Consider the following 10,120-nt stretch of genomic DNA (forward strand, 5'->3'; position numbering starts at 1 on the left):
GCACCCGCGGCACCGCGTCTACATCGCGCCGCGGCCCGGCGACCTGCTGGTGGTGGGCGCCAGCGAGATCGAGAGCGAGGATCGCTCGGAGGTGTCGCTGAAAAGCGCGGTCGAGCTGATGGCCGCCGCGCACAGCGTGCTGCCGGCCTTGCAGGAGGCCCGCATCCTGCGGCTCGATCGCAACCTGCGGCCGGCGCTGCCGGACAACGAGCCCTGCGTCGAGGTGCAGCCCGGGCTGGTGCGCATCAACGGCCTGTTCCGCCACGGCTGGCTGCTGGCGCCGGCGCTGGTGGAGGACGCGCTGGCGCGCTGGCGGGCGCTGCAAGCGGCGCCGGGGGCAGCGACGGAGGCCGTGGCATGACGACCAACGGCCCCACCCTGGTGACCGTGCGCCTCGGTGATCGCCTCCACACCGTGCCGGCCAACAGCACGCTGGCCGAGCTGCTGCAGCTCAGCGGCGAGGGGAGCGACAGCGTCGCGACGGCGGTCGACGGCCAGTTCGTGCCGCGCGCGGCGCGCGCCGGCTTCGTGCTCGCCGAAGGCCAGCAGATTCTGCTGTTTCAACCCATTGTCGGAGGCTGATCCCGATGACATCGAACACGCTCACATCGAACGATAGACACTCCACCTGGCAGGTCGGCGACGTCACGCTCACCAGCCGATTCCTGCTCGGCACCGCCGGCTACCCGTCGCCTGCGGTGCTGGAGCAGGCGCTGCGGGCCTCCGGTGCGCAGGTCGTCACCGTCGGCCTGAAACGCACGTTGGCCGGCGCGGCCGGCGACAACGGCTTCGTCGCCGCGATCCGCCGCGTGCTGGCCGACACCGGCGCGCGCCTGCTGCCCAACACCGCCGGCTGCCGCAGCGCACACGAGGCGATCCAGCTCGCCCACATGGCGCGCGAGCTGTATGGCACCCCCTGGGTCAAGCTCGAGGTCGTCGGCGACGAGCACACGCTGCAGCCCGATCCCTTCGCGCTGCTGGCCGCGGCCACGCAGCTGGTGCGCGACGGCTTCACGGTGTTCCCCTACTGCACCGACGACCTGGTGCTGTGCCGCCGCCTGCTCGATGCCGGCTGCCCGCTGCTGATGCCCTGGGGCGCGCCGATCGGCTCGGGCCAGGGCCTGCTGAACCCGTTCGCGCTGCGCACGCTGCGCGAGCGCCTGCCGGACACCGTGCTGATCATCGACGCCGGCATCGGTGCGCCTTCGCATGCCGCGCAGGCCCTCGAGATGGGCTTCGACGCGGTGCTGCTGAACAGCGCGGTGGCCCAGGCGCGCGAGCCGGTGCGCATGGCCGCCGCATTCAGACAAGCCATCGCAGCCGGCCGCGCGGCCTGGCAGGCCGGCGTGATGGCGCGCCAGGACTTCGCGGTGCCCAGCACGCCGGTGCTCGGCCATCCCTTCCTGTTGCCCGAGGCCATTGGATGAGTGCTGCCCACTCCGCCCCGCCGCCCATCGTCTGGAGCATCGCAGGCACCGATTCCGGCGGCGGCGCCGGGCTGGCCGCCGACCTGCGCGCGGCCGATGCCTTCGGCGTGCACCTGTGCCCGGTGGTCGCCGTGGTCACCGCGCAGCATTCGCGCGCCGTCACGCGCATCGAGCCGGTGGCGCCGGACCTGCTCGAAGCGCAGCTCGCCGCGCTGGCCGAGGACATGCCGCCGCGCGTGATCAAGACCGGCCTGCTCGGCAGCGCTGCGCAGGTGCGCTGCGTGGCGCGCTGGGTCGACCGGCTGCGCGAGGCCGGCCCGCTGGCGCTGGTGGTCGACCCGGTGCTGCGCGCCAGCAGCGGCGCCTCGTTCGCCGACGCGGCCTTGCTGGCCGCCTACCGCGACGCACTGCTGCCGCGCGCCACGCTGGTCACGCCGAACCGGGCCGAGGCCGCGCGGCTGCTTGGCCTGGACGGCGCTGACGCAGCTGACGTCGGCGCCGTCGCCAACGACAGCGACCTGCCGGCCCTGGCACGCGCACTTCAGGCGCTAGGCACCCAGTCCGTGGCCATCACCGGTGGCGACAGCCCCGACGCCGAAGGCCAGGTGCTGGACTGGATCGCCACGCCGCAAGCCGCGGGCTGGCTGGCCGCGCCGCGCATCGGCACGCCGCGCACCCATGGCACCGGCTGCACCTTCGCCAGCAGCGCGGCGGCCGCGCTGGCGCTGGGCTTCGTGCCGGCCGACGCGCTGGTGCTGGCCAAGATGGCGACGCTGCACGCGCTGCGCCGCGCGCAGCCGGCGGGCCGGGGCGCCGGCCCGGTGCGCGCGGCCGAAGGCTTCGGCGCCGACCCGGCGCTGCTGCCGCAGCTGTCCTGGGGCGAGGCGCCGTGCTTCGCCGCGCCGCGGCCGGGCACCGGTCGGACGCCGCTGGGCCTGTACGCCATCGTCGACAGCGCCGAGCGGGTGCGGCAGGTGCTGGCCGCCGGCGTGCGCACCGTGCAGCTGCGCATCAAGTGCGATCACAGCGATGCACCTGCGCTGGCCGCCGAGATCCGCGCCGCGATCGCGGCCTGCGAAGCGGCCGGCGCCCAGCTCTTCGTCAACGACCACTGGCGCCTGGCGCAGGGCCTGGGCGCGGGCGGCGTGCACCTGGGCCAGGAAGACCTGCTGGCGCTGGGCGAGGCCGGCCGCGCGGCGCTGCGCGAGGCCGGCCTGCCGCTGGGCATCAGCTCGCACAGCCTGTGGGAACTGGCGCGTGCCAGGGCGCTGGCGCCGCGCTACATCGCCTGCGGCCCGGTGTGGCCCACGCTGACCAAGGCCATGCCCTGGTGCCCACAGGGCCTGCACAACCTGGCCTGGTGGTGTGCCGTGGCCGGCGCGCCGGTGGTCGCGATCGGCGGCCTGCTCGCGCCCGAGCAGTTCGTGCAGGCTGCGCAATGCGGGGCTGACGGCGCGTGTGCGGTGCGCGTGCTGGGCGACGACCCGGCGTTGACGGTGCCGCCGCTGCAGCAGGCCCTGGCGCGTGGCCGCGCGGCGCCGCGCTGGCCGGTGCCGGCGCTGCCGCGGCCCAGCCTGCCCGGGCCGGACGCCTGAGCCTCAGGCCGCCGCTGCTGGCACCAGCCGCAGCAGCGCGCGCAACGCCGGCGTCTCGGCCTTCGACGACCAGACGCAACGCACCTCGAAGCTGGCGTCGGTTCCGGCCAGCGGCCGGAAGGCCGCCCCGGCCAGGCCCGAGCGCTGCAAGGGCGCGGGCACCACGGCCACGCCCATGCCCTGCGACACCAGCGCCACCACCGAGAGCCAGTGCCGCAGCTCGTGCCGCACGCGCGGGTAGAAGCCGGCGGCGGCGCACATCTCGACGATCTGCGCGTGGTAGTCCGGCGAGACGCTGCGCGAGAACAGGATGAAGGGCTCGTCGCGCAGCGCGGCCAGCGGCAGCGCCTTGCGGCGGCCCTTGGCAGAGGGTGCTGCCGCATGGCCCGCCGGCAGGCAGGCGACGAAGGATTCGGTGAAGACGGTGCGCGAGTGCAGGCCCTCGGGCACGCGGCGGCCGAGCACGAAGGCGAGGTCGAGCTCGTCGCGCGTCACCGCGTCGAGCTGCTGCTGCGAGTTCAGCTCGACCAGCGCCACCTCGATGCCCGGGTGCGTGTGGCCAAAGCGCTGCAGCCATTGCGGCAGGCCGCGGTACAGCATCGTGCCCACCAGCCCCACGCGCAGCCGGCCGATGGCGCCGGCGCCCACCTGGCGCGCGGTTTCGCAGGCCTCGCGCGCGCCCTCCAGCAGCGCCTGCGCCGGCGCGCGAAAGGCCTGGCCGGCAGCGGTGAGCTTGACGCCGCGCGTGCCGCGCTCGAACAACTGCGTGCCCACCGCGTCCTCGAGCTGGCGGATGTTCACCGACAACGGCGGCTGCGTCATCGCCAGCCGCTGCGCGGCGCGGCCGAAGTGCAGCTCGTCGGCCAGCACGAGGAAGCAGCGCAGGTGGCGGAATTCCAGGGCCATACAAAGCGTGAATCAATCAAGTCCGAACTTGAATTGGACGCGAATCGGAGCGCTGCCGATACTGGTGTCCATCCCAGGCCCGCGCAGAAAGTTCCCCGATGAGCCTCCCCCTCGAAGCACACCCGGTGCCGGACCGCCAGGGCGCCAACTTCTTCCGCGACGACGCGGCCTTCGACCCGCTGCTGTCGCTGTACCTGCCCGAAGACCTGCACCAGCACCTGCGGCCGCAGCTCGACCGCCTGGGCGCGCTGGCCGGCGGCCGGCTCGACGAACTGGCCCACACCGCCGACCGGAACCCGCCGACGCTGGAGCACCGCAGCCGCAGCGGGCGCGATGCGCAGCGCATCGTCAAGCACCCGGCGTACGTCGAGCTTGAACGCGTGGCCTTCGAGCAGTTCGGCCTGGCGGCGATGTCGCACCGCGGCGGCGTGCTGGGCTGGCCCGCGCCGATGCCGGCGGCGGCCAAGTACGCGCTGAGCTACCTGTTCGTGCAGGCCGAGTTCGGGCTGTGCTGCCCGCTGTCGATGACCGATTCGCTGACCCGCATGCTGCGCAAGTTCGGCAGCGCGGCGCTGCAGCAGCAGCACCTGGCGGCGCTGACCACCGATGCGTTCGAGCAGCAGGCCCAGGGCGCGATGTTCATGACCGAGCAGGGCGCCGGCTCCGACATCGGCGCGACCGCGGTGCGCGCGGTGCCCGAGGGCGATGCCTACCGCCTGCATGGCGACAAGTGGTTCTGCTCCAACCCCGATGCCGCGCTGGCGATGGTGCTGGCGCGCATCGACGGCGCGGCGCCGGGCCTGAAGGGCGTCTCGCTGTTCCTGCTGCCGCGCACGCTGGCCGATGGCCGCGCGAACGACTACCGCATCATCCGGCTGAAGGACAAGCTCGGCACGCGCTCGATGGCCAGCGGCGAGATCCGGCTCGAAGGCGCGCAGGCCTGGCTGGTCGGCGAGGCCGGCCGCGGCTTCCAGCAGATGGCCGACATGGTCAACAACTCGCGCCTGTCCAACGGCATGCGCGCGGCCGGGCTGATGCGCCGCGCCTGCAGCGAGGCCTTCTTCGTGGCCCGCGAGCGCCGTGCCTTCGGCCGGCGCCTGATCGAGCTGCCGCTGATGCAGCGCCAGCTGCTGAAGATCCTGCTGCCCACCGAGCAGGCCCGCACGATGCTGTTCCAGACCGCCGAGGCATTGCGCCGCTCGGACGCCGGCGAGCCCGGCGCCTACGCGCTGCTGCGCATCCTGACGCCGCTGATCAAGGTCCGCGCCTGCCGCGACGCACGCCGCGTGACCGGCGACGCGATGGAGGTGCGCGGCGGCTGCGGCTACATCGAGGAATGGGGCGACGCGCGGCTGGTGCGCGACGCGCACCTCGGCTCGATCTGGGAAGGCACCAGCAACATCGTCGCGCTGGACGTGATGCGCGCGATCCAGCGCGAAGGTTCGCTGCCGCTGCTGGACGCTCACTTGCGGCGCTTGCTGGCCGAGACGCCGCTGCATGCGAACGCCCGCCGCAAGTTCGACGGCGCGCTGCACAAGGCCTGCGCCGCCGCGCAGCAGGTGGCCGAGGCGCGCGGCGCCAACGACCATGCGGCGCGCCAGGCCGCCACCGCGCTGTACCACGTGGCCAGCGCCTGCGCGATGGCCTGGGAAGCCGGCCGGCTGGGCAGCGTGCCGCGCCTGCAGATGGCGCAGGCGGTGCTGCGCCACCGCGTGCTGCCGCAGGACCCGCTGGCGATCGACAGCGCGCCGGCCTGGCTGCCGGCGCTGCTGGCGTGCGAAGGCGCGGCCAGCGGCGCGCCCGCGGGCCGTGCGGCGCTCGAAGCCGTCGACCTGTTCTGAGCCGCGACCCCCCATTCCGAGACTGGAGACCCCTCATGATGTTCATCCGCCGCACCTGGCTGGCCGCGCTGGCCGCCGCCGGCCTGTTGTCCACCGCCACCGCCCCCGCGCGTGCCGGCGACGACTTCCCGAACAAGCCGCTGACGCTGGTGGTGCCCTTCGCCCCCGGCGGGCCCACCGACGCGATGGCGCGCATCCTCGCCGCCGCCCTGAGGGGGCCGCTGGGCCAGACGGTGGTGGTCGACAACAAGCCCGGTGCCGGCGGCAACCTGGGCGCTGAAGTCGTGGCGCGCGCGCCGGCCGATGGCTACACGCTGCTGTTCGGCACCTCCGGGCCGCTGGCGATCAACCAGTTCCTGTTCGCGAAGAGCCACTACGACCCGATCCGCAGCTTCGCCCCGATCATCCACGTCGGCCATCTGCCGAACGTGCTGGTCGTGAATCCGAGCCTGCCGGTGCAGGACGTCAAGGGACTCATCGCGCTGGCGAAGTCGCCGCAGGGCAGGTCGCTGAGCTTCGCATCGTCTGGCAACGGCGCCTCGTCGCACCTGGCCGGCGTGATGTTCAACCTGCGCGCCGGCACCGAGATCCTGCATGTGCCGTACAAGGGCACCGGCCCGGCGCTGAACGACCTGCTGGCCGGGCAGGTGAGCATGACCTTCACCGACGTGCTGACCGCGCAGCCGCACATCCAGGCCGGCAAGCTGCGCGCGCTGGCCGTCACCACCGCGCAGCGCTCGAAGGCGCTGCCGCAGGTGCCGACGCTGGCCGAGCAGGGCATGAAGGACATGGACGTCAGCGTGTTCTTCGGCATCGTCGCGCCGGCCGGCACGCCGCAGGCGGTGGTGACCAAGCTCAACAGCGCCTTCGCCCAGGTGCTGGCCGATGCCGAGGTGCGCAGCAAGCTCTCCGCCCAGGGCCTGGAGCCGCCGGCCGACACCACGCCGGCGCAGCTGGGCGCCTACATGCGAAAAGAAGCGGCCAAGTGGCAGGAGGTCGTGAAGGTCTCCGGTGCCAAGGTGGAATGACATGAGCACGACCGCAGCATCGCCTCCCGGCTCGCTCGCCGGCCTGAAGGTGATCGATGCCTCGCGCATCCTCGGCGGCCCGTTCTGCGGCCAGATCCTGGGCGACCACGGTGCCGACGTGCTGAAGATCGAGCCGCCGCAGGGCGACGACACGCGGCAGTGGGGGCCACCCTTCGACGCGCGCGGCGTGGCCTCGTACTACCTGGGGCTGAACCGCAACAAGCGCCTGATGCGGCTGGACCTGGCCAGCGAGGCCGGGCGCGAGGTGCTGCTGGGCCTGCTGGCCGATGCCGATGTGCTGGTCGAGAACTTCAAGACCGGCACGCTGGAGAAGTGGGGCCTGGGCCATGAGGTGCTGGCCGCGCGCTTTCCACGTTTGGTGCATTGCCGCGTCTCCGGCTTCGGCGCCGATGGTCCGCTGGGCGGGCTGCCCGGCTACGACGCCGCACTGCAGGCGATGTGCGGCCTGATGAGCGTGAACGGCGAGGCCGACGGCGGCCCGCTGCGCGTGGGCATGCCGGTGGTCGACATGGTGGCGGGGCTGAACGCCACGCTGGGCATCCTGCTCGCGCTGCAGGAACGCCAGCGCAGCGGCCGGGGCCAGTTCGTCGAGGCGGCGTTGTACGACGCCGGCCTGTCGCTGCTGCACCCGCATGCGGCGAACTGGTTCCTCGACGGCCGCACGCCGCAGCGCAGCGGCAATGCGCATCCGAACATCTACCCCTACGACACGCTGGCCACCGGCAGCGAGCCGGTGTTCTTCGCGGTCGGCAACGACCGGCAGTTCCAGGTCCTGTGCCGCCACCTGGGCGCGCCCGAGCTGTCTGCCGACGAACGCTTCGCGACGGCCGGCGCACGTTCGGTGAACCGTGTCGTGCTGAAGGCCGAGCTTGAACAGCGCCTGGCTACACACGACGGCGCCGCGCTGGCCGAGACGCTGATCGCGCAGGGCGTGCCCTGCGCGCCGGTGCTCGACGTGCCGCAGGCCCTGCAGCATCCGCACACCGCGCACCGCGGCATGGTGGTGGAAATGCCCGGCGGCTACCGCGGTCTGGGCTCGCCGATCAAGCTGTCGCGCACGCCGGCCAGCTACCGGCTGGCCCCGCCGGTCGATGCCGACATGCCACCTGGGCGGGCCTGACAACGCTTCGTTGCCCAGCGGTGACGCGGCGGACAGCTCGGCGCCGGCCGCGTCGTCAAGTTGCCATCCGGCCGTCACACAGCTTTCTCGAAAGCCCTCCAGCATGCCGGGATGCAGCGCGAACCCGGCTTGCCCTTCATCGCCGACACCCTGGCGGCAGACACCGAGCCGCCGCAGCCGCACGCCGGCGAGGGCCGGCTGCGCGTGCGCAGCGCCTGGATCTCCGACCTGCACCTGGGCACGCCGGGCTGCCAGGCCGCGGCGCTGCTGGACTTCCTGCGCGCGCTGGAATGCGAGACGCTGTACCTGGTGGGCGACATCATCGACGGCTGGCAGCTGCGCCGCCAGTGGTTCTGGCCGCAGTCGCACAACGACGTGGTGCAGAAGCTGCTGCGCAAGGCGCGCAAGGGCACGCGGGTGGTGTTCGTGCCCGGCAACCACGACGAGTTCGCGCGCCGCTATGTCGACCTGAACTTCGGCGGCGTCGACGTGGTGGCCGACTGCCTGCACGTTACCGCCGACCAGCGCGTGCTGTGGATCACCCACGGCGACCATTTCGACGGCGTGATCCAGTGCGCCAAGTGGCTGGCCTACGTCGGCGACTGGGCCTACGAGCTGACGCTGCGGATCAACCGCCACCTGAACTCGCTGCGTGCCCGGCTGGGGCTGCCGTACTGGAGCCTGTCGCGCTACCTGAAGCTGAAGGTCAAGCGCGCGGTCAGCTACGTCAGCGAATTCGAGACCGCGGTTGCGCGCGAGGCGCGCTCGCGCGGTGCGCACGGCGTGGTCTGCGGCCACATCCACCATGCGGAGATGCGCATGATCGACGGCGTGCTGTATGCCAACGACGGTGACTGGGTCGAGAGCCTGACCGCGCTGGTCGAGCATGCCGACGGCCGGCTGGAGCTGGTGGACTGGTCGCAGGACGCGCACGCGCCGAGCCCGGCGCAGGCGCTGCCGTTGGGCGCCGGCGTGGCCGCGTAGTTTGCGGGGCATGCCGCCGGGCTTCCATCGGCTGATCGCCGCGCAGTTCGTCTCCGCACTGGCCGACAACGCGCTGCTGATCGTCACCATCGCGCTGCTGCAGGCGCGCGGCCTGGCCGGCTGGTGGGCGCCGCTGCTGAAGTTCTCGTTCACGCTCAGCTACGTGCTGCTGGCGCCCTTCATCGGGCCGCTGGCCGATGCCTTCCCGAAGGCGCGGCTGATGGCGGGCATGAACGCGGTCAAGCTGCTGGGCCTGGCTGCTGACCGAGCTGGTGCCGCCGCTGAAGCTCACCGCTGCCAATGGCTGGCTGGAGGTGTCGGTGGTCGGCGCGGCGATCTTCGGCACCATGCTGGGCGGCCTGCTGGTCAGCCCGCTGTGGCTGGACTTCGGCGGCGGGCTGACGCGTTCGCTGCTGGCCGTCGGCGCGGTCTATGCGCTGGCGGTGGGGCTGAACGCCGGGCTGCCCGACAGCGGCGCGCGCTACCCCGCCAGCGGCGTGCATCCCGGCCGGCTGGTGCGCGCGTTCGGCCGCAGCGTGCGCACGCTGGCGCGCGACCGGCTGGGCGGGCTGTCGCTGGCGGTGACCACGCTGTTCTGGGGCGTCGGGGCCACGCTGCAGATGGCGGTGCTGGCCTGGGCCGAATGGCGCCTGGGCCTGGGCCTCGACCGCGCGGTGACCCTGCAGGCGGCCGTGGCCCTGGGCGTGGTCGTCGGTGCCACCGTGGCCGGCCGCTGCATCGACCTGCCGCGCGCCATCCGCGTGCTGCCGATGGGCGTGCTGCTGGGGCTGCTGGTGATGGCCGGCGCCGCGGCGCCGACCCTGGGCTGGGCGCTGCCGCTGCTGGCTCTGCTGGGCGCGGTGGGCGGCGTGCTCGTGGTGCCGATGAACGCGCTGCTGCAGCACCGCGGCTACCAGCTGCTGAGCGCTGGCCGCTCCATTGCCGTGCAAGGATTTGCCGAGAACCTGAGCGTGCTGCTGATGCTGGCGGGTTACGCCGGCCTGCTGGCCGCGGGCGTGCCGATCCTGTGGCTGATGGTCGGCTTCGGCGCGGCCATTGCGCTGTTCATGGCGCTGCTGGTCTGGCGCAGCGCCGCGCCACGTCCTGCAGCCACGGCTGCGCGGCCCAGTGCGCCTGCGCAAACGCCGTGATGCGGTCCTGGAAGCTCAGCGTCAGGCCGATGCTGTCCAGCCCTTCG

At 73.1% G+C, this 10,120-nt stretch carries 10 protein-coding genes; 9 read left to right on the forward strand and 1 reads right to left on the reverse strand.

The features are described from left to right. The 4 genes from ACILR4_RS28470 to thiD form a co-directional block, all read left to right on the forward strand. The coding region (locus tag ACILR4_RS28470) for an FAD-dependent oxidoreductase (RefSeq protein WP_395704266.1) at positions 1-361 on the forward strand (361 nt) is incomplete at its 5' end. Next, entirely contained in the window at positions 358-582 is a 225-nt protein-coding gene (thiS, locus tag ACILR4_RS28475; RefSeq protein ID WP_395704267.1) for a sulfur carrier protein ThiS, read from the forward strand. The genes ACILR4_RS28470 and thiS, both read left to right, overlap by 4 nt. 5 nt (positions 583-587) lie before the next feature. Next, on the forward strand, positions 588-1,427 hold the full coding sequence (locus tag ACILR4_RS28480; RefSeq protein WP_395704268.1) for a thiazole synthase: 840 nt from the start codon (positions 588-590) through the stop codon (positions 1,425-1,427). Beyond that, positions 1,424-3,022, forward strand: a complete 1,599-nt coding sequence (thiD, locus tag ACILR4_RS28485) for a bifunctional hydroxymethylpyrimidine kinase/phosphomethylpyrimidine kinase (RefSeq protein ID WP_395704269.1) — start codon at positions 1,424-1,426, stop codon at positions 3,020-3,022. Before ACILR4_RS28480 ends, thiD begins: the two co-directional genes overlap by 4 nt. A gap of 3 nt (positions 3,023-3,025) precedes the next feature. Here thiD and ACILR4_RS28490 read toward each other — a convergent pair whose 3' ends face one another. After that, positions 3,026-3,922 (reverse strand): LysR family transcriptional regulator, encoded by an 897-nt coding sequence (locus tag ACILR4_RS28490; RefSeq protein ID WP_395704275.1) that lies wholly within the window; start codon positions 3,920-3,922, stop codon positions 3,026-3,028. A gap of 104 nt (positions 3,923-4,026) precedes the next feature. Here ACILR4_RS28490 and ACILR4_RS28495 point away from each other — a divergent pair, with 104 nt between their 5' ends. The 5 genes from ACILR4_RS28495 (at position 4,027) to ACILR4_RS28515 (ending at position 10,073) form a co-directional block, all read left to right on the forward strand. Continuing rightward, positions 4,027-5,769, forward strand: coding sequence for an acyl-CoA dehydrogenase family protein (locus ACILR4_RS28495; RefSeq protein ID WP_395704270.1), 1,743 nt, complete (start codon positions 4,027-4,029; stop codon positions 5,767-5,769). A gap of 35 nt (positions 5,770-5,804) precedes the next feature. Next, positions 5,805-6,797 (forward strand): Bug family tripartite tricarboxylate transporter substrate binding protein, encoded by a 993-nt coding sequence (locus ACILR4_RS28500; RefSeq protein ID WP_395704271.1) that lies wholly within the window; start codon positions 5,805-5,807, stop codon positions 6,795-6,797. A gap of 1 nt (position 6,798) precedes the next feature. Then, the gene (locus ACILR4_RS28505; protein WP_395704272.1) at positions 6,799-7,938 is read left to right on the forward strand and encodes a CaiB/BaiF CoA transferase family protein; all 1,140 of its coding nucleotides are present in this window, start codon (positions 6,799-6,801) and stop codon (positions 7,936-7,938) included. Positions 7,939-8,049: 111 nt separating this feature from the next. Then, positions 8,050-8,922 (forward strand): UDP-2,3-diacylglucosamine diphosphatase, encoded by an 873-nt coding sequence (locus tag ACILR4_RS28510; RefSeq protein WP_395704273.1) that lies wholly within the window; start codon positions 8,050-8,052, stop codon positions 8,920-8,922. 272 nt (positions 8,923-9,194) lie between these two features. Beyond that, positions 9,195-10,073: a lysophospholipid transporter LplT gene (locus tag ACILR4_RS28515; RefSeq protein ID WP_395704274.1), complete on the forward strand. Its 879-nt coding sequence runs from the start codon at positions 9,195-9,197 to the stop codon at positions 10,071-10,073. The last annotated feature ends 47 nt before the right edge of the window (positions 10,074-10,120 follow it).

The sequence above is a fragment of the Aquabacterium sp. genome, from assembly GCF_044226965.1.
Lineage (GTDB): Bacteria > Pseudomonadota > Gammaproteobacteria > Burkholderiales > Burkholderiaceae_C > Pseudaquabacterium.